The organism is Clostridium sp. AF27-5AA, assembly GCF_003478415.1.
GTDB lineage: Bacteria > Bacillota > Clostridia > Lachnospirales > Lachnospiraceae > Otoolea > Otoolea fessa.
This window is the reverse complement of the sequence record NZ_QUFH01000002.1, coordinates 1-17,451: the sequence shown is the minus strand read 5'-3', so window position 1 is coordinate 17,451 and position 17,451 is coordinate 1. Positions and strand designations below refer to the sequence as shown.

Below are 17,451 nucleotides of genomic sequence, written 5' to 3'. Positions count from 1 at the left end.
ACCTCGGAGGCCAATGCCATGAAAAAAATAGGTTTAACCATATATGCTTTAAATGTTTTTCATACCGGAAAGTATCACGGTGAAGAGAAACATGGACATTTAACTTTTATAGATATGCTTTCAGCTTTCTCTAAACTCTAGAACAGGACAGTTTTCCCGCCCCCGTTTTGGTCTTCCATGAAACAAAGGATGCGGAAGTTGGTTTTAGAAAAGCGAAAATAGAAAGCCATGCGGCTTTATTACATAACCGCATGGCTTTTCTCTTCCATCACCTATTTTTATTTGCAAACCCGGTTCTCCAACTGCCCACTCTGCACATAATGTGTATAGTAAGCCTTCAAATCGTCTCCAAACACTGCCGCCAAATCCGGGTTATTTGCCTTATATACACTGACATCGAAATTCTCCGATGCCCTGCGTCCTTCTGCCATACCACACGTATAAAAATGCTCAAATAACTTTTGCGAATCTAAGCCAACGACCGACTGCAAATCTGGATTATTCATATAATAATAATTTGCATCAAACACCGGCTGATACATGTTCATCTGTTCCGCTACCTGATTCTGATTACCTGCGGACTGTGCCTGTGTCTGAGTCTGCGTCTGACCGGACGTATTTCCATTCGAAACAGCCCCATTCTTATACGGGCAGACTCCATTTGGATGAAGATGTGCCTCATGACCGCCACAATGATAATGATAACTTCCCAGACCGCTCTTATTCTTGTAGTCATGATGACCGCCTTGTGCATCGGTTCGTCCCTGATGCGCCTCAGCTGTAATCATCGTCATATTTGAGACTGTTGTGAAAGATGCCGTCAGCATCATACAGGATAAAAGCGCGGTTCCAAACTTTTTAAAACGTTTCATAATAACTCCCCCTTGTAACTGTAAAATGAAATGCTCTCCAATTTAATTGTAACATTTCCATACAGAAAACACAAGAAAATTGCCATAATACCGCACTAATTCTGCCTTATAAAACCATGCGGTTGCCATTACACAGCTGACACATACTCTTCTTACTCACCTTCTTTCAAGGAAAACTCCTTAAGAAATGGAATTCCTCCATATACCCCCGCCAGATAATCCTTTTCAAATGATGCATCGGAACGCACCTTAAAGTCCGAAAGCGCACATAATTCCGAATGTCCCAGCTCGTCTTTCTGTACAAACCAAATCTGGTCCCTTCGGAAGAATTTTTTATCCATTAATGTCGTATCATGTGTAGTATAAATCAGCTGAGCCATTGAATTGTTATCATAAAATAAATCAATAAAAAATTTTAACAACAATGGATGTAATTTTACATTTAGCTCATCCATCACCAGTACATAATCATTGATAATTGCCATATGTGCATGGATAAAAAGCATGATACTCTTGATTGTACCTTCTGACTCATCGTATAAATTCAAAGGATATAATTCCCCATCCGCCCCTTTATGAAATGTAAAAAACAGCGTTTCTTTTTCTTTATAAGTAATATCCTTTATTCCAATATCTATTGCGGTAAGAAACTCTAATAACTTTTCCTTTTTTCCATCAATTACCTTAGGTAAAAGAGCATCTAAAAACCTTGTATCTTCATAGTCATCCGACATAAAAACCAGTACATCTGTAATTCCTGAATAAACCGTTTTAAAAATATCTGTTTTTAACTTGAGCTTATTAAAGAAAGATAACAATAATGTCTCTGGTGGAATTTGATCTTTATAAGCTTCACATTTTTTTCTAACGTACACCCCTAAATTTACTTTTTGCATCGTCCTCTCAAAAATCGTCACTTTACGGTTTGTCTTTAAACTCTTTCTGTACAGCCATTCCATCACGATCTTCTCAGAATTGTACTCAACCCCATACTGATACTCCTCGTCCCGCAGAATCTGTACAATCTCAAATTCTGAATTACCTTTGTTCTCTTCAAAAGAAAATGGTTTACTGCATTTTTTGAGTACGGACTCAGCTCCGTCATCAACATTGTTCAAAGATTGGGAAACAATCCGCCGAAAAAGCTGTAGTGCCCACACGAAATTGGACTTTCCGCTGGCATTGGCGCCATAAATAGCTGCTACCCGCAGGAATTTTTCCTTGGTATCTATATCAATCAGGTTCGACGGTGCTCTTTATAAGCGCTGATTGCTGTCATATCAAAAATCGTTTCTTCTTTAAAGGAAAGAACGTTTTTCATTTTAAATTGCACCAACATGTTTTGTATCTCCTTTTTATATCAACATTTTTGTGATTTTTCCGTTATTTTATTGATTTTATGTTTCATAATTACTCTATCCGTCTCTCTCAATTACAAAAAAAATCAAGATTCTATGCCGGAATAGAATCTTGATCATCAATTAGCCGCGATACTTTTCGCGAGGGATTCGCAGGCAGAACACCTTGAGGCCATATTGTGAAGCCCAGATGCGCACGCCCTTACGAGTAATATATGGAGTATATACTAAGACATATTCCTTATCCATAAGGCGGTCACCTCCTTTTTTGAAGGTTCCTCTTGAAATCCCCGACAAAGTATGATACATTTAAAAATGTAAATACGTATCCCGGCATACTCGTCGGCAGAATTTGTGCTGCAACACAGATTCAAGAGGCAGAACACCTATGGGTGGTCTGCTTTTATTTTTCCAACTCTTCTTTTAAGTTGGAAATAAAAGTGGGTAACATGTTTTCAATGTAAAGTGTGATGAAATCTAAATCTTTTTCGGTCACATTCTGGGGAATGATAACCTTTGCCACAGAACCAGAAAGTGTTGGTATTGTAAAACAATACGCCGACGGCTCCATCGACGTCAGAACTTCCTCTTTGGATTCAGCGGTACTATTTTCACTAACCTCTTTAGAATCTTTAGAAGAACTTTCATCCTCAAAGGAGTCAATATCATTCTCATCTGATTCCAAAAGAATAATGCCGTTTTTCAGTATTCCTACCTGCTCTGCATTTTCAATGAATTTCGCAGCGGCAATATCCTTAGCGCTTTTCGTTAGATTGTATTCTAAAAGAAGTATATTACTAAGCTTATCTTGACTAGGAAGGGCCTGGTTTTCATATCTTTCCACGATCTTACGATATAGCGGAGCCGATAAAAAGCTTTCTACGATAGCGCGTCTGGTATCTAATTCATTAACCGGATAGACAATCCGCTTGGCAAGTTCTGTCAGTTCAACCGCTCCATTTGAACCTCGAATCAATCCAAACTGCTTTGCAGTACTAATCTTTGCCCGAAAGGAATTTGTCTTCACGCTAAATCCAAGAACACTTGCAATAGTATTGATAGATACACGCTTTCCACCGATTTTTACAATTTCATTAATGAAATCCACAATTTCTTTAATAGAAAACATGGGATACAGTGAACTTCTTTCCTTTATATTTTTTTCAGCCGACTGTGCCATCTGAGAATCTCCCTCCTTAAATCCACGTCTAGTATAGCATCTACCATCCACTTCGTCAAGACTTAAACTTAATTTGATTCTCAATGTGCTCAAAATTTGATTCTTATTTACGTCCATTCTCGTAAAAACTATGTTTTTTACATTGTAAATTTAAAATTGAGTGCACATATCATTAAAAAGGACCATATCATTTTTCTTATATTTTGCGAAACAGCATCTGTTGTCATTTGCTGTTTCACAAATTTCATTTTTTCCTTCTGCACTCCTATTTTTAACCTGATTCTCCAGGCATTCCATACACTTAATATATATAATTTTCGTATAAAAATAGGCTATTGCAAACACCTGCATCCGCAATAGCCCATTCTTACCTTCTACTATATTCGTCACTCTCCAAAAACTTAAAAGAGCTTTCTACCGCATATACTCCTGCTTCACCTTATGATCCACCACATGCCGCTTCGCCAGCTCTTTCGTCACATCCTCTACACTGATGCCCGCGTCTGCCATCAGAACCATGGCATGGTAACACAGATCTGCCAGCTCGTAGATCGTTTCGTCCTTGTCTTTCTTCGCTGCCGCGATGATAACCTCGGTACACTCCTCGCCGACTTTCTTCAGAATCTTGTCCAGACCTTTATCAAACAGGTAAGTCGTATAACTTCCTTCCTTCGGATTCGTCTTACGTCCCATAATGAGGTCGTAAAGTCCCTCATAGGAAAACGGCGTGATCTCCTCGTTCTGGTAAACCGGCTCAAAGAAGCAGCTCTCTGCGCCCGTATGGCACGCCGGACCTTCCTTGACCACCTCGACAATCAAGGTGTCCTTATCGCAGTCCGCATAAATACTGGAAATATGCTGCACATTCCCGCTCGTCTCACCCTTTCTCCAGAGCTCCTGACGGCTGCGGCTGTAAAAACAGGTTTTCTTCTCCCGAAGGCTGATCTCCAGACTCTCCTTATTCATCCAAGCCATCATCAGAACCTTCTTACTATAATGATCCTGCACGATCGCCGGAATCAGACCTTTCTCATTAAACTTTAACTCATCAATCTTAAACGACGGCTCTACGCCTGCAATCTCGTTGATATTCTCACTCATACTCTCATCCTACCTTACCACTAAAATTTTTTATATACATTCCCCGCGTCCAACGCAGCGCCGACGCCCACTCCCGCGATCCTCAGGAAAACAGGCGCCCAAAAACTGTAGAAAACATCGCATACGCCGGTGCTTAGTGAGGTCTTTTCGAACTTAGCACCGCTGCGTAGGCGCAAGAGCGCAAGCGTTTTTCGGAAGTTTCTGGACGCCTGTTTTCCGTCTCTTTCACGAAAAAGCGCCGCCCTCTAACTTTTCCTAGATGCGATTTAGATCAACCGCATCTCCACCCCATTCTCCGCCAGATACTGTTTCAATTCCTTAATATTCACTTCTTTCCGGTGGAAAATACTCGCCGCCAGTCCCGCGTCGATCTGCGGATACTGGAAGAGGTCTAAAAAATCTTCTTTCTTTCCCGCGCCTCCCGATGCAATAATCGGCACATCGACACGCTTCGCGATCTCCAAAAGCATCGGAATATCAAATCCCTGCTTCACACCGTCCGTATCGATACTGTTGACCACCAGCTCGCCTGCGCCGCGTCTGACGCCGGATTCTGCCCATTCCAGCGCATCAATGCCTGTATCGACACGCCCGCCCTGCTTAAATACGTGGTATTCGTCTCCAACACGTTTAACATCCATCGAAAGCACCACACACTGATCGCCGTAGCGGTGTGCCGCCTCGGTAATAAGCTCCGGATTTTTGATCGCGCCGCTGTTGACGCTGACCTTGTCCGCGCCGCATTTTAAAACGCGGTCGAAATCATCCAGCGTGCTGATGCCGCCGCCGACCGTCAGCGGGATGAAAACCCGTTTTGCCGCCTCAGTCAGGATGTCGGTAAAGATTTTTCTTCCTTCTACACTTGCCGTAATATCATAAAATACCAGCTCGTCCGCGCCGCTCTGGTTGTAAAATTCTGCCATCTCGACCGGATCCGCCACATCCTGGATTCCCTCGAAGTTGACGCCTTTCACGACACGCCCGTTCTTTACATCCAGACACGGAATAATACGTTTTGAAATCATGCCGTTCCCTCCTGATTTCTTTTTCTGATTATTCATTCGAACGCTTCGAATGATTTTTTTGCCGCTTTTTATACGGCGCTTCTCCTAAACGGAATATTTCAGTGCTTCCTTTAAATCAATCGCACCCAGATACAGCGCTTTTCCTAAAATCGCACCATACACCTCATTTTTCAAGATCTCAATCTCCTTGAGGCTGCTGATTCCACCGGACGCCACGATATCCAGCCCTTCAATCTGCGATAATTCTTTATAAAGCTCCAGGTTCGTTCCCTGCATCTTTCCATCGCGGGAAATATCGGTGTAAATGACCGTTTTCACTCCCGTATCGCGCAGGCGGCGGCAAAAGTCAACGCCTCTTACCTCGCTCGTCTCAAGCCACCCGTGAGTCGCCACAAAACCATCCTTCGCGTCCACACCGACTGCAATTTTATCGCCGTATTTGCGGACCATTTCTTCGACAAATGGATAATTTGTGACCGCCACCGTGCCGAGAATCACGCGTCCGGCTCCGAGCGACAGGTATTTGTCGATGGATGCCTCGTTGCGGATGCCGCCGCCGACTTCTACAAATAATCCCGTTGTCTTAATCAGCTTCTCTATCGTGTCAAAATTTGCCAGCGCCGCGTCTTTCGCGCCGTCCAGATCGACCACGTGCAGGTTTTTCGCGCCCTGCTCCTTGAATCCCAGCGCCACCTTCTCCGGCCGGTCGCTGAATACTGTCATCTGGTTATAATCGCCCTGCACCAGGCGCACCGCCTTGCCGTCCCGCAAATCAATCGCCGGAAATAGCTCCATGTCCGTTTCCTCTCCATAACTGTTTAAATCCAATCTACAAGCCTGAAAAAACAGTTACCTTTCTTGTTTTTCTATTAATTATATCTCCGAAAACGCCTTCAGAATCCGCAGTCCCACTTCCCCGCTCTTCTCCGGATGAAACTGGCAGCCCATGACATTTTCATTTGCCGCGGACGCCGTGACCGGAATGCCGTACTCCGAGGTTGCCAGCAGACTCTCATCACAATCTTTTCCATAGAAGCTGTGGACAAAGTAGACGTAATCGCCCTCTTTGCTGTATTTAAACAGCGGATACTTCTTTCCTTTTTCCGTCAGATGCAGGCTGTTCCAACCCATGTGCGGCACTTTTAGGTTTGCCGGAATGTCTTCTTTTAAGTCTGCCATCACGCCCGGAATCAGTCCCAGACCCTGATGCTCGCCGTATTCATAGCTTTTATCAAAGAGAAGCTGCATTCCGAGGCAGATTCCCATGATCGGTTTGCCTGCTTTTGCTTCATCCAGCAGCGGCTCTGCCATTCCGGATCCGCGCAGTTTCGCAATCGCATCGCCATACGCGCCGACGCCTGGTAAAATGATGTGATCCGCTTTTCTTAAATCTTCCGGATCGCGGCTGACTTTATTTTCCAGTCCCAGGTAACTGAGGGAGGAACTGAGGGAAAACAGGTTTCCCACGCCGTAGTCAATAATTGTTATCATTTGCAGCCTCCTATATCAATTCATGTATGTTCCCGCAGTCAACGCAGGAACCTGCTGAATCATTATAAACCTATTAAATAGATTTGTTATACTTACTTTTATCTTAGATCATAATACCCCTTTTGTCGATGGAATCTCGTCCCGGTACTTCTCATCAATCGACACCGCCTCGCCGAGCGCGCGTCCCAGTCCCTTGAACATCGCCTCGATGATATGGTGGCTGTTTTCGCCGTGGAACATTTTAAAATGCAGCGTCATCCGGCTGTTGGAGGACAGTGCAATCATAAATTCCTTTACAAGCTCGGTATCAAAATCGCCCACTTTTTCGGTCGGAATCTCCACATCCATGACCAGATAGGAACGTCCGCTTAAATCGAGCGCCGTCATTACCAGTGTTTCATCCATCGGAAGCAGGAAACTGCCATAACGGCGGATGCCCTTTTTATCACCCAGCGCCTCTAAAATTGCCTGTCCCAGGGCGATTCCGATGTCCTCTGTCGTATGATGGTAATCGACCTGCGTATCTCCGTCACATTTCAATGTGAGGTCAAACCGTCCATGTCTGGCAAAGAGCTCCAGCATATGGTTTAAAAATCCGCAGCCCGTATCGACCTGATATTTTCCCGTTCCATCTAAATCAATCGACAGGCTGATTTTCGTCTCTGCCGTGTTTCGTTCTAATGAAATCTTGCGTTCTCTTGACATTTCTGCCAGCCTTCCTTTCTTATTCACAGCTGCCCCATCTACAAAAACCATGCTGCCAGCATTTTCATACGGTTCCCACAGTAAATGCGTGAACCTATTGAATTCCAGCCTATCTTACAACTGCACTTCTCGCCGCTTCCACCAGCTTCTTCGTCTCCTCAACAAACGTTTCCATCTCTTCCTCGGATCCGATGGAAATGCGGACGTAATCTTTGATCCGCTCGCTGTCCCAGCGTCTTACCAGGATTCCTGCCTCGCGCAGTCCGTCAAAATAGACTTTTCCCGGCATATCGCCGCTCTTGGCAAAAATGAAGTTGGTCTTCGAATCCAGCACAGTAAATCCAAGTGCCCGGAGCGCCTCGGTCGTTTTTTCACGCGTTTTGCAGATGCGCCCGGTACATTCTTTCGTGTAGTCCCAGTCGCGCATCGCCGCCGCGCCAGCCAGAATCGACAGGCGGTTGACGTTATACGGGTTAAAACTGTATTTGATCCGGTTCATATCCGCGATGAGTTCCGGGTTTGCGATGGCAAATCCGACGCGCGCGCCGGCTAAGCTGCGGGATTTGGAAAAGGTCTGGATAATCACCAGATTTTCGTATTTCGGAAGCAATGATACACACGATTCGCCGCCGAAATCCACATACGCCTCATCCACCATCACAACGCGGTCCGGGTTGGACGCCGCTACTTCCTCAATCGCAGAAAGCGGCAGGTTCATGCCTGTCGGAGCGTTTGGATTGGCGATGATCACATTATTTCCGCAATTTTTATACGGTTCGATATTTAAGGTAAAATCTTCCTCCAGCGGAACTACCTTGAACGGGATTCCATAGAGCCCGCAGAGTGCCGGATAAAAGCCATACGTCAGATCCGCGAACTGAAGCGGCGCGTTCTGGTCGCAGAATGCCCGGAATGCAAAACCTAAAATCTCGTCGGAACCATTGCCCGCGATGACCTGGTTTGTTCCCACGCCGTAGTGGTCGGCGATCGCCTCGATGAGGACGCGCTCTTCCGGATCCGAATAAAGGCGTAAATTTGCAAGTTCCAGCGGCATAATTTTAGAAGAATTTACCTCATACCCCGCCAGAATCGCCTCCGCAACCTTCGGGCTCGGCGGATACGGGCATTCGTTTGTGTTCAGCTTGATAAATTTCCGCCCCTGCGGCTGCTCACCCGGTGTATACGGAAGAAGTGATTCGCTTGCTTTGCTCAAAAAACGGCTCATGTCTGCCTACGCCTCCTTTTTATCTTCTGCTGCGGTTTCTTTCTCCGCTTTCTCTTTTGCTTCTTTTTCTTTCTTTTCCTGTTCCTTTTTCTTCTGGTGTGCTTCCACCGCGCCCTTCAGCTTCTCCGCCATCTCGGTGATCTGCTTGTTTTTAAACTCAAAGCTGCTCTTGTTGGCGATGAAACGGGCGCTGATCGGCAGGAACTCTTCCAGCACTTTCAGGTGATTTTCACGGATCGTGCTGCCCGACTCTACAATATCCACGATGACGTCCGAAAGTCCCAGAATCGGCGCCAGCTCAATGCTTCCGTTTAATTTGATAATATCAATATCGCGTCCCAGCTTCGCGTAATGCTCTTTCGCAATATTCGTAAATTTCGTTGCCACGCGCACCGGTCGGTCTTTGTCCTCGACGTAATCCTCTTTTCCAGCCACGCACATCCGACATTTTCCAAGTCCCAGATCGAGAAGCTCGTATACATCCGGGTTGCTCTCCATCAGAATGTCTTTTCCGACGATTCCGACGTCTGCCGCATGGTGCTCAACGTAGATTGCCACATCACTCGGCTTTACGAGCAGGTAGCGGACACCCGTCTGTGGGTTCTCAAACACCAGTTTTCTATTTTCGTCGTAAATACTCTTGCAGTCATATCCGACCGACGCCAGAAGCTCATACACCTGATCGCCCAGTCTTCCCTTCGGCAGTGCTATGTTTAACATCTCGCGCCCTCCTTTCCATTCTCCTGAAAGGCAGTTTCCCGGTCCTCTTCCAGGGAAAGACGTCCGTCATACCGGTACAGATAGCAGTAACGCAGATCCTCCGGCACAGCTTTCTCCACCCGCACACGCAGTCCCTGACGGCGCAGGCTTTCAACCGCCTGGCACAGGCGCACTACATCGACATCCGGCTCATAGAGCACCAGCGCATCGACATCGTAGCGGATGCTCTTTTCCGGCAGGCGTTCCAGCTCTTTTAAATAGATGGCAAATCCGATCGCATCGGCTTTCTTTCCTAATTTTGCCATCATACCGTCGTACTGGCCGCCGGAAAGAACCTGGCGTGCCAGACCGTCTAAAAATCCCTGGAAAATAATACCGTTATAATATTCAATGTCATTGATCATCGAGAAGTCCAGCCGCACCTTGTCAAGCTGTCCGCCCAGTCCCATCGCCTCCAGAACCTCATACAGGCGGGATAAAAGTGCAACCGCCTCCTTCATTTTCGGCGTATCCGCGATCGCACCTGCCTCTGCCAGCACCCGCCCAAACTCTCCGTACAGCCCGGAAACCTTCATCAATTTCTCTGTATCGCCCTCCGGCAGTGCCAGATCCGCGCACAGTTTTTCCAGCCCGCTGCGGTTTTTCGTCCGGATCAGCCCTAAAATGATATCTTTCTGATCGGCATTGACCGGAAGCTCTTCCATCAGTCCCACCACGAAATCCATGTTGGAAATCTTAAGCACATAGTCCGTCTCAAAATCCGCCAGACTCTTGAGCGCCAGCGCCAGCACCTCCGCGATCACGCAGTCATCCACGCCGCCCATGCACTCCAGTCCCATCTGGCTGATCTCTTTGTAAGTGTGGCTTTCCTTGCTTTCACGGTACACACTCTCCAGATAATAAACCTTCTCGCACGTATTTTTATCTGCCTTGGTGTTCTTCGCGATGCTCAACGTCACGTCCGGCTTGAGAGCCATCAGGCGTCCGTCCAGATCCGTAAATGTCGGCACATTTTCCCCCAGCAGGAAACTTTTATTCGCTGCATACAAACTGTATTCCTCAAACCGCCCCATCCGGTACTTGCGGTATCCATAGCTCTCATAAAGACCTCTCAGGCGAAGCGTCGCCGCCTCCGCCCTCCGAAGGCTCTGAATCTCTAAATTCATGCTCTATCTCCTCTCAACTGCCGCCGCAACCGCCCCGCCTCAACAAAATCCGCCGGACAATCACCCGCTCGTCTATATCCTGCCGTTATAGCTCCCATCACTTTTGTTTATCTTGCTATCATGGTAGCGCACTAAAGTGTTTTCTATATACTATCATTCCTTCTTAAAAAAAGCAACTACTTTTTTAGATACTCACACTTTAATTAAAAGAAAAACTCGGGGCGTGAGAAATGTGCGCCCCGAGTTTTTCCACCTCGACTCTATTCTTTTATAACCTTCTCCAAAATCGGCCCCAGAATCTCCGTCCAAGGCGTATACGCATCCTTTTCCTCCAGATGCGTCAGCGCCATCCAGTTCAGTCCTCCCGGTGTCATTTCTCTGGCAAGGTCTTCCAGATCCCCGTCCCACGTCGCTGCCTTGCGGGACAGCGCCCCAGTAAATTCGGTGATGTATGCCCGTGCGGACGGCTCATCCAGCCCGTTTCTCTCACACCACTGGATAATGACGGTCAGAAGCATATAGTAAGCGCTCATCAGGCCCGTCGTGCTCCTAAGGATCGCGATCTGCTTCGGCGTATTGACCGGAACCGGCTTGCCGACGTGACTCATCAGATCGACTACCTCCGGGATATCCGGGTAAATCACCACCGGTCCGAATCGGTTCGCTGCGAAGGTCAGAGGCACAACATCCGCCAGAATCTCTCTCGGCCCAAACATTTCCTCGATGCGCTTTAAGCTCAGCGTTGCAACCAGATTGATAAACTTCTTCTCCGGTCCGATATGAAGCGGTTTTAAGATCTCTTCCGCCGCCTTCGGAAGGAGCGCCGCAAAGACCCAGTCCGACCGATCCACAACTTCCTGGTTATCCGCCGCGACCGACACGATCTCCGGATATTTCTCATGCAGCATCTGCGCCCGTTCTTTATTTCTCGGCGATACAACGATCTGCAGATTCTCCATTCCGCTCTCGCAGAATCCAGTCACGACGGACGTCGTAATGATTCCCGTCCCAATAAATCCCAGTTTCATAAACTTCTACCCTCTCTTTCTCCTCTCCGTTTACCCGAAATTTTTCCAGACGATTCCGAGCGAACTTTTCTGATAGTTACTCCCCCGATTTTATTCACATACACAGTATACAACCAAAAACACATATTTTCCAGCATCCTACTCATATCTCGGCGCACTTTTCCGGGTTTTCATCGTAATTCCTCCCTCAACCTTCGCAGCCCACTTCCGCAAATAAAGCGATTGAAATAAACCATCTAGCCCAATCTGCACAAGCAATCTCCTCATCTTTATTCAATCTTAATACATCGTTAAATCTCCCTTATCCGCTCTTAAAATCTCCAGCTGTATAATATGACCATCACAAAAATAAGGAGCTGCCTTTATGCCAGAAGAGCTTATTCGACGAAAGCGCCGTCTTTCGTCTTTTCAAATTATCACATTGGGGTTTGCCGGGGTCATTCTACTCGGAGCGCTACTGCTGATGCTGCCGATCTCCACGACTGGAGAGAATGTAACTCCATTCAATGAAACGCTGTTTACTGCGACCTCTGCCGTCTGCGTGACAGGGCTTGTAGTACAGGATACAGGCTGCTACTGGTCAACCTTTGGGCAGGCGGTTATTCTGGCACTGATCCAAATTGGTGGTCTTGGTGTCGTAACCGTAGCAGCATCGTTTGCGCTGTTGTCCGGGCGAAAAATTTCTCTGATGCAGCGCAGCACCATGCAGGATGCAATTTCAGCACCAAAGGTCGGCGGAATCGTCCGTCTGACACGCTTCATCCTGCGAGGGACGTTTCTGATTGAGCTGCTGGGAGCGCTTGCCGTGCTGCCGGTATTCTGCCGGGACTATGGATGGCGCGGCATCTGGATGGCGGTATTTCATTCCATATCCGCTTTTTGCAACGCCGGGTTTGACATTCTTGGGACAGAAAGCAACCACTATCCATCTCTTACCGGCTACGCGGACAGCCCGGTAATCAATATCACGATTATGCTGCTGATCGTGATCGGCGGTATTGGATTTCTGACGTGGGATGACATCTTTGAAAACAAGTGGCGGTTTCATCGCTACCGAATGCAGAGCAAGGTGATTCTGGTCACGACAGGTTTTTTAATTTTTCTGCCTGCTATGTTTTTCTTCTTTTCAGACTTTTCCGCGCTTCCCGCCGGAAACCGGCTGCTGGCATCCTTTTTTCAGTCTGTCACGCCGAGGACAGCGGGCTTCAACACGGTAAATCTTTCCACGATGTCCGGTGCATCACAGGGCGTAATAATCCTTTTGATGCTGATCGGCGGTTCTCCAGGTTCTACAGCAGGCGGTATGAAAACAACGACACTGGCGGTTCTGCTTGCCAATGCCACTGCAACCTTCTGCCAGCGCGATAGTGCCCGATTTTTCGGACGCAGAGTCGATTGCAGCGCCGTCAAGACCGCCGCGACCATTCTGACGATGTACTTGATGCTGTTCTTTGGCGGTGCTGTCTTTATCAGCACATATGAGAATCTTCCGCTGTCTGTCTGCCTGTATGAAACGGCATCGGCAGTCGGGACGGTGGGATTGACACTTGGTATTACACCGCAGCTGCATATTCCATCGCAAATGGTGTTGATCACGCTCATGTATCTGGGCAGAGTCGGCGGTCTTACCCTCATTTATGCGACATTTTCCAGCAAAAAGGTGGGGAATGCAAAGCTGCCGCAGGAAAAAATCACGATTGGATAAGGAGTCTTTTCACATGAAAAACATTCTATTGATTGGCACAGGCCGCTTCGGACGGCATATTGCAATACAGCTTTCTCAGCTGGGACATCAGGTCATGGCGATCGATACAAACGAGGAACGAATCAATGATGTGCTGCCATATGTCACCAACGCACAAATTGGCGACAGTACAAACGCGGAGTTTCTTCGCTCTCTTGGCATCGGAAATTTTGATGTCTGCATCGTGACCATCAGCGGGAACTTTCAGAACTCGCTGGAAACCACCTCGCTGCTGAAAGAGCTGGGGGCGAAGTGCGTGGTGTCGCGTGCCGAGCGTGATGTGCAGGCAAAGTTTCTGCTTCGCAACGGTGCCGACCAGGTAGTCTACCCGGAAAAACAGGTGGCAAAATGGGCAGCGATCCGATACACTGCCGACCATATTTTCGACTACATAGAGATCGACGAGCAGCACGCCATTTTTGAAGTAGAAGTTCCGGCCAGGTGGATCGGCAAAAGTGTTGGTGAACTGGATATTCGCAGAAAGTATGGCATTAACATTCTCGGCATCAAACATTCCGGAAAGACCGACGTTTCCATTACGCCGGATACAGTGCTGTCCGGGGAAATAACAATTTTAGCGTTGGGCGAATACAAAGCGCTGCAAAAGTGCTTCCGAATCTGAACGGACGGTGAGGGTATATGAAAGATAGCGTTTTGATCGCCGGGACGGCGCTAATGTTCCTGTTTGGCTGGTTTTTGATGAAACGGATGGATCGCTTTCTGGACGAAAATCAGAAGCGCATCAAAGAATCGTCAGAACAACAGCAGGCTGAACCGTGCGTGCACCTAGTCGGAAATATTTCTCCTGACGAACTTGAGGAAACATTTTCTCAGTTTCGCAATAGTCATGCCCATGTAGAAATCGTGATCTATGATTCAGAGCAAATTTCTTTTCCGGACAACAAATCCGATTGGGCGCAGTAGAAACCTTCACATTTTGGTGCTATAATTGCTATAATATTGTTTAAGAGGGGTGGTGAAAATGTGCAGAATAAAGGAAGCGAAATGCCAAAAGAGCATATTCTTGTGTGCCTGTCCTCGTCTCCATCCAATGAACGCATTGTACGAATGGCAGGGAAAATGGCACAGGCATTTTGCGCCAGTCTTACCGCACTTTACGTGCAGACCCCCGGAGACGCTGATATGAACGCGGAAGATACCGTCCGTTTGCAGGCGAATATGCGTCTGGGGCAGCAGCTTGGCGCAGAAATTGTCACAACGCATGGTGAAGATGTGGCGACACAGATCGCGGAATATGTGCGGCTCTCTGATGTGACCAAAATTGTGATTGGACGAAGCGGCATACAGCGGCGGCATTTCTGGAGCGAATCGACGCTGACAGAACAGCTCATTACGCTTGCACCGGAGGTAGATATTTATATTATTCCGGATGTGGAAGCCTATAAGAACTGCCGCAGAAATCAGCCGCTTACTATCCGCCCGGCGTTTCCGACCGCCCGGGAACTACTTCTGACCATCGGAATTCTGGCAGTTACGACGGTCATCGGATGGATTTTTCTGCGGCTCAGCTTTGCAAATGCCAATATCATCATGGTTTACCTGCTGGGTGTACTTCTGACTTCCACTTTTACCAGCGGATATATCTGCGGTGTGCTGTCCGCTTTTTTGAGTGTCCTCCTGTTCAATTATTTTCTGACGGAGCCCCGGCTGTCTTTGGCAGCCTATGGCAGCAAATACCCGATAACCTTTGCCGTCATGTTCGCGGCTGCACTTTTGACAAGTACACTTGCGGCCAAGCTCAAAGCCCACGCACAGCTATCCGCACGGGACGGTTATCGCACGAAGCTCCTTTTTGATATGAACAGACAGCTCCAAAAAGCGGAAACGCCGGAGGAGGTCTATCGGATGACCGCGACGCAGATACAAAAGCTCATGCAGCGAGACGTTCTGATTTACCCGGCACAGGGCAACGCTCTGCTGGATGGGAACATTTATCCGGCTGACGGAAGTAGTCCATACAGCATCCCAGATACCGATCGGGAACAGAACGTGGTTCAATGGGTCTGGCAAAACCGCAAGCGCGCCGGAGCAACGACGCAAAACTTTCCAAAGGCAAAACGGCTGTATCTTGCCATCCGTACCGGGCAGCAGATTTACGGTGTTGTCGGGATTCCGATGGAAAAGCAAACGCAGCCTGACGCATTTACATCCAGCGTTCTGTTCTCCATCCTCGGCGAGTGCTCTCTGGCGCTGGATAACCTGCGAAATGCCAGAGAAAAGGAAGAAGCTGCCGTTCTTGCAAAGAACGAACAGCTTCGCGCCAATCTTTTGCGTTCGATTTCTCATGATCTCAGGACACCACTGACCTCGATTTCCGGCAACGCAGATACGCTGCTGCACAGCTATGACGTGTTGGATGAGCAGACACGGAAACAAATTTTTACGGACATTTATGACGATGCACAATGGCTGACGGGACTGGTTGAGAACTTGCTTTCCATTACGAAAATTGTAGACGGCAGCGTAAAGCTGCACCTTTCTGATCAGGTCGTGGATGACATCATATCGGAAGCACTCAGGCATATTGACCGAAGAGCAGCAGAACATCACATCGCAGTAGATTGCGGAGACGTACTGTTGCTGGCACGGATGGACGCAGGACTCATCATGCAGGTGCTCATCAATCTGGTGAATAACGCAGTCAAATATACTCCAGTTGGCTCGAACATCCGGATCACGGCAATCCCGCGAGAAAATATGGCTGAAATATGTGTCAGCGATAACGGTCCCGGTATTCCGAATGAACTGAAGGAACATGTTTTTGAAATGTTCTTTACTGGGGGCAATCCAATTGGCGACAGCCGCCGAAGTCTTGGACTTGGACTTACGCTCTGTCAAACTATTGTTCATGCACATCATGGTGAAATGACGTTGAAAGACAATTCGCCGCATGGCTGCATCTTTTCCTTTACAATACCACTTAGTGAGGTGAACTTAAATGAATAAGCCGCTCATCCTCGTTGTAGAAGATGATACCCCGGTGCGAAATTTAATAACGATGACACTAAAAACTCACGAATATAGGTATCTTTCGGCGCAAAACGGCGCAAGTGCCGTGATGGAAGCGCTGTCTCACAACCCGGACATTGTACTGCTTGATCTGGGGCTGCCGGATATGGACGGCGTGGAAGTCATCCAAAAAATCCGGTCGTGGTCGAATATGCCGATCATTGTGATCAGCGCCAGAACAGAGGATTCCGATAAAATCGGGGCGCTGGATGCTGGAGCGGATGATTATCTAACGAAGCCTTTTTCCGTGGACGAACTGTTGGCACGACTGCGGGTGACGCAGCGGAGACTGTCGATGATGAAAACAGACTCCGTGCAGGATTCTCCGATTTTTACGAATGGTGCGCTGAAAATCGACTATGCGGCAGGCTGCGCATATCTTGACGGCACAGAGCTGCACCTGACACCCATCGAATACAAGCTGCTGTGCCTGCTCTCCAAAAATGTTGGTAAGGTTCTGACACACACCTATATCACGCAGCAGATTTGGGGCAGCAGTTGGGAAAACGATATCGCTTCTCTGCGGGTGTTCATGGCGACTCTGCGCAAAAAGCTGGAACGCGGAAAAGACGGGCAGCAATACATACAAACACACATCGGAATCGGCTATCGGATGCTCCGCATCGAGTAAATAATTCCTGAACTGAACATTCATGACTGAATGGAGTAGATTTCTTGTGGTCATTCCATTCTGCCACAAATGAACTGACCATCGTTGAAATAGCGAGGACTTGAAAGTCCTCGCTATCAGACTGTAGACAAAGCCCTGCTTTTGCAGGGTTTTGCTATTGTTGGAACCGCTTTTC

The 17,451-nt window shown here is 47.5% G+C and carries 19 protein-coding genes; 6 read left to right on the top strand and 13 right to left on the bottom strand.

Annotation, left to right across the window (positions count from 1 at the left end):
- Positions 1-18 precede the first annotated feature (18 nt).
- On the top strand, positions 19-141 hold the full coding sequence (locus DWY89_RS14715; RefSeq protein ID WP_270224330.1) for a hypothetical protein: 123 nt from the start codon (positions 19-21) through the stop codon (positions 139-141).
- A gap of 137 nt (positions 142-278) precedes the next feature.
- On the opposite strand, the gene DWY89_RS02465 is transcribed toward DWY89_RS14715, so the two are convergent.
- From DWY89_RS02465 to DWY89_RS02405, 13 genes are all read right to left on the bottom strand, one after another.
- Positions 279-872, bottom strand: a complete 594-nt coding sequence (locus tag DWY89_RS02465) for a YHYH domain-containing protein (RefSeq protein ID WP_118471639.1) — start codon at positions 870-872, stop codon at positions 279-281.
- Positions 873-1,024: 152 nt separating this feature from the next.
- Positions 1,025-2,068 (bottom strand): ATP-binding protein, encoded by a 1,044-nt coding sequence (locus DWY89_RS02460; protein WP_347474714.1) that lies wholly within the window; start codon positions 2,066-2,068, stop codon positions 1,025-1,027.
- Positions 2,069-2,353: 285 nt separating this feature from the next.
- Positions 2,354-2,479: a hypothetical protein gene (locus tag DWY89_RS14710; RefSeq protein ID WP_270224331.1), complete on the bottom strand. Its 126-nt coding sequence runs from the start codon at positions 2,477-2,479 to the stop codon at positions 2,354-2,356.
- A 154-nt stretch (positions 2,480-2,633) separates the two neighbouring features.
- The gene (locus DWY89_RS02455) at positions 2,634-3,410 is read right to left on the bottom strand and encodes a hypothetical protein (RefSeq protein WP_117796563.1); all 777 of its coding nucleotides are present in this window, start codon (positions 3,408-3,410) and stop codon (positions 2,634-2,636) included.
- 414 nt (positions 3,411-3,824) lie between these two features.
- Positions 3,825-4,511 carry a bifunctional phosphoribosyl-AMP cyclohydrolase/phosphoribosyl-ATP diphosphatase HisIE gene (gene hisIE, locus DWY89_RS02445; RefSeq protein ID WP_118524367.1) on the bottom strand — a complete coding sequence of 229 codons (687 nt, stop codon included), beginning with the start codon at positions 4,509-4,511 and terminating at the stop codon, positions 3,825-3,827.
- Positions 4,512-4,777: 266 nt separating this feature from the next.
- Positions 4,778-5,536, bottom strand: a complete 759-nt coding sequence (gene hisF / locus DWY89_RS02440) for an imidazole glycerol phosphate synthase subunit HisF (protein ID WP_117796566.1) — start codon at positions 5,534-5,536, stop codon at positions 4,778-4,780.
- Positions 5,537-5,620: 84 nt separating this feature from the next.
- Positions 5,621-6,331 carry a 1-(5-phosphoribosyl)-5-[(5-phosphoribosylamino)methylideneamino]imidazole-4-carboxamide isomerase gene (gene hisA, locus DWY89_RS02435; protein ID WP_118471643.1) on the bottom strand — a complete coding sequence of 237 codons (711 nt, stop codon included), beginning with the start codon at positions 6,329-6,331 and terminating at the stop codon, positions 5,621-5,623.
- Positions 6,332-6,409: 78 nt separating this feature from the next.
- On the bottom strand, positions 6,410-7,027 hold the full coding sequence (gene hisH, locus DWY89_RS02430) for an imidazole glycerol phosphate synthase subunit HisH (protein ID WP_118524366.1): 618 nt from the start codon (positions 7,025-7,027) through the stop codon (positions 6,410-6,412).
- A gap of 108 nt (positions 7,028-7,135) precedes the next feature.
- The gene (hisB, locus tag DWY89_RS02425) at positions 7,136-7,732 is read right to left on the bottom strand and encodes an imidazoleglycerol-phosphate dehydratase HisB (RefSeq protein WP_118493391.1); all 597 of its coding nucleotides are present in this window, start codon (positions 7,730-7,732) and stop codon (positions 7,136-7,138) included.
- A gap of 109 nt (positions 7,733-7,841) precedes the next feature.
- A complete protein-coding gene (gene hisC / locus DWY89_RS02420; RefSeq protein ID WP_118524365.1) occupies positions 7,842-8,957 on the bottom strand; it encodes a histidinol-phosphate transaminase in 1,116 nt (371 codons plus the stop codon).
- A gap of 6 nt (positions 8,958-8,963) precedes the next feature.
- On the bottom strand, positions 8,964-9,677 hold the full coding sequence (gene hisG / locus DWY89_RS02415; protein ID WP_022360496.1) for an ATP phosphoribosyltransferase: 714 nt from the start codon (positions 9,675-9,677) through the stop codon (positions 8,964-8,966).
- Positions 9,671-10,843: an ATP phosphoribosyltransferase regulatory subunit gene (locus tag DWY89_RS02410; RefSeq protein ID WP_118524364.1), complete on the bottom strand. Its 1,173-nt coding sequence runs from the start codon at positions 10,841-10,843 to the stop codon at positions 9,671-9,673. The genes hisG and DWY89_RS02410 overlap by 7 nt, the downstream gene beginning before the upstream one ends.
- Before the next feature lie 260 nt (positions 10,844-11,103).
- On the bottom strand, positions 11,104-11,871 hold the full coding sequence (locus DWY89_RS02405; RefSeq protein WP_118523420.1) for an NAD(P)-binding domain-containing protein: 768 nt from the start codon (positions 11,869-11,871) through the stop codon (positions 11,104-11,106).
- 364 nt (positions 11,872-12,235) lie between these two features.
- Here DWY89_RS02405 and DWY89_RS02400 point away from each other — a divergent pair, with 364 nt between their 5' ends.
- From DWY89_RS02400 to DWY89_RS02380, 5 genes are all read left to right on the top strand, one after another.
- Positions 12,236-13,576 carry a potassium transporter TrkG gene (locus DWY89_RS02400; protein ID WP_118523419.1) on the top strand — a complete coding sequence of 447 codons (1,341 nt, stop codon included), beginning with the start codon at positions 12,236-12,238 and terminating at the stop codon, positions 13,574-13,576.
- 13 nt (positions 13,577-13,589) lie between these two features.
- Entirely contained in the window at positions 13,590-14,237 is a 648-nt protein-coding gene (locus DWY89_RS02395) for a TrkA family potassium uptake protein (protein ID WP_118523418.1), read from the top strand.
- A gap of 17 nt (positions 14,238-14,254) precedes the next feature.
- A complete protein-coding gene (locus DWY89_RS02390; protein WP_118523417.1) occupies positions 14,255-14,539 on the top strand; it encodes a hypothetical protein in 285 nt (94 codons plus the stop codon).
- Positions 14,540-14,620: 81 nt separating this feature from the next.
- The gene (locus tag DWY89_RS02385) at positions 14,621-16,582 is read left to right on the top strand and encodes a DUF4118 domain-containing protein (RefSeq protein ID WP_118523416.1); all 1,962 of its coding nucleotides are present in this window, start codon (positions 14,621-14,623) and stop codon (positions 16,580-16,582) included.
- On the top strand, positions 16,575-17,276 hold the full coding sequence (locus DWY89_RS02380) for a response regulator transcription factor (RefSeq protein WP_022360489.1): 702 nt from the start codon (positions 16,575-16,577) through the stop codon (positions 17,274-17,276). The genes DWY89_RS02385 and DWY89_RS02380 overlap by 8 nt, the downstream gene beginning before the upstream one ends.
- The last annotated feature ends 175 nt before the right edge of the window (positions 17,277-17,451 follow it).

What these genes read in the sequence shown, in the direction of transcription:
- DWY89_RS14715 (WP_270224330.1), top strand. Translation starts at nt 19, where the DNA reads ATGAAAAAAATAGGTTTAACCATATATGCTTTAAATGTTTTTCATACC.
- DWY89_RS02465 (WP_118471639.1), bottom strand. Translation starts at nt 872, where the DNA reads ATGAAACGTTTTAAAAAGTTTGGAACCGCGCTTTTATCCTGTATGATG.
- DWY89_RS14710 (WP_270224331.1), bottom strand. Translation starts at nt 2,479, where the DNA reads ATGGATAAGGAATATGTCTTAGTATATACTCCATATATTACTCGTAAG.
- DWY89_RS02455 (WP_117796563.1), bottom strand. Translation starts at nt 3,410, where the DNA reads ATGGCACAGTCGGCTGAAAAAAATATAAAGGAAAGAAGTTCACTGTAT.
- hisIE (WP_118524367.1), bottom strand. Translation starts at nt 4,511, where the DNA reads ATGAGTGAGAATATCAACGAGATTGCAGGCGTAGAGCCGTCGTTTAAG.
- hisF (WP_117796566.1), bottom strand. Translation starts at nt 5,536, where the DNA reads ATGATTTCAAAACGTATTATTCCGTGTCTGGATGTAAAGAACGGGCGT.
- hisA (WP_118471643.1), bottom strand. Translation starts at nt 6,331, where the DNA reads ATGGAGCTATTTCCGGCGATTGATTTGCGGGACGGCAAGGCGGTGCGC.
- hisH (WP_118524366.1), bottom strand. Translation starts at nt 7,027, where the DNA reads ATGATAACAATTATTGACTACGGCGTGGGAAACCTGTTTTCCCTCAGT.
- hisB (WP_118493391.1), bottom strand. Translation starts at nt 7,732, where the DNA reads ATGTCAAGAGAACGCAAGATTTCATTAGAACGAAACACGGCAGAGACG.
- hisC (WP_118524365.1), bottom strand. Translation starts at nt 8,957, where the DNA reads ATGAGCCGTTTTTTGAGCAAAGCAAGCGAATCACTTCTTCCGTATACA.
- hisG (WP_022360496.1), bottom strand. Translation starts at nt 9,677, where the DNA reads ATGTTAAACATAGCACTGCCGAAGGGAAGACTGGGCGATCAGGTGTAT.
- DWY89_RS02410 (WP_118524364.1), bottom strand. Translation starts at nt 10,843, where the DNA reads ATGAATTTAGAGATTCAGAGCCTTCGGAGGGCGGAGGCGGCGACGCTT.
- DWY89_RS02405 (WP_118523420.1), bottom strand. Translation starts at nt 11,871, where the DNA reads ATGAAACTGGGATTTATTGGGACGGGAATCATTACGACGTCCGTCGTG.
- DWY89_RS02400 (WP_118523419.1), top strand. Translation starts at nt 12,236, where the DNA reads ATGCCAGAAGAGCTTATTCGACGAAAGCGCCGTCTTTCGTCTTTTCAA.
- DWY89_RS02395 (WP_118523418.1), top strand. Translation starts at nt 13,590, where the DNA reads ATGAAAAACATTCTATTGATTGGCACAGGCCGCTTCGGACGGCATATT.
- DWY89_RS02390 (WP_118523417.1), top strand. Translation starts at nt 14,255, where the DNA reads ATGAAAGATAGCGTTTTGATCGCCGGGACGGCGCTAATGTTCCTGTTT.
- DWY89_RS02385 (WP_118523416.1), top strand. Translation starts at nt 14,621, where the DNA reads ATGCCAAAAGAGCATATTCTTGTGTGCCTGTCCTCGTCTCCATCCAAT.
- DWY89_RS02380 (WP_022360489.1), top strand. Translation starts at nt 16,575, where the DNA reads ATGAATAAGCCGCTCATCCTCGTTGTAGAAGATGATACCCCGGTGCGA.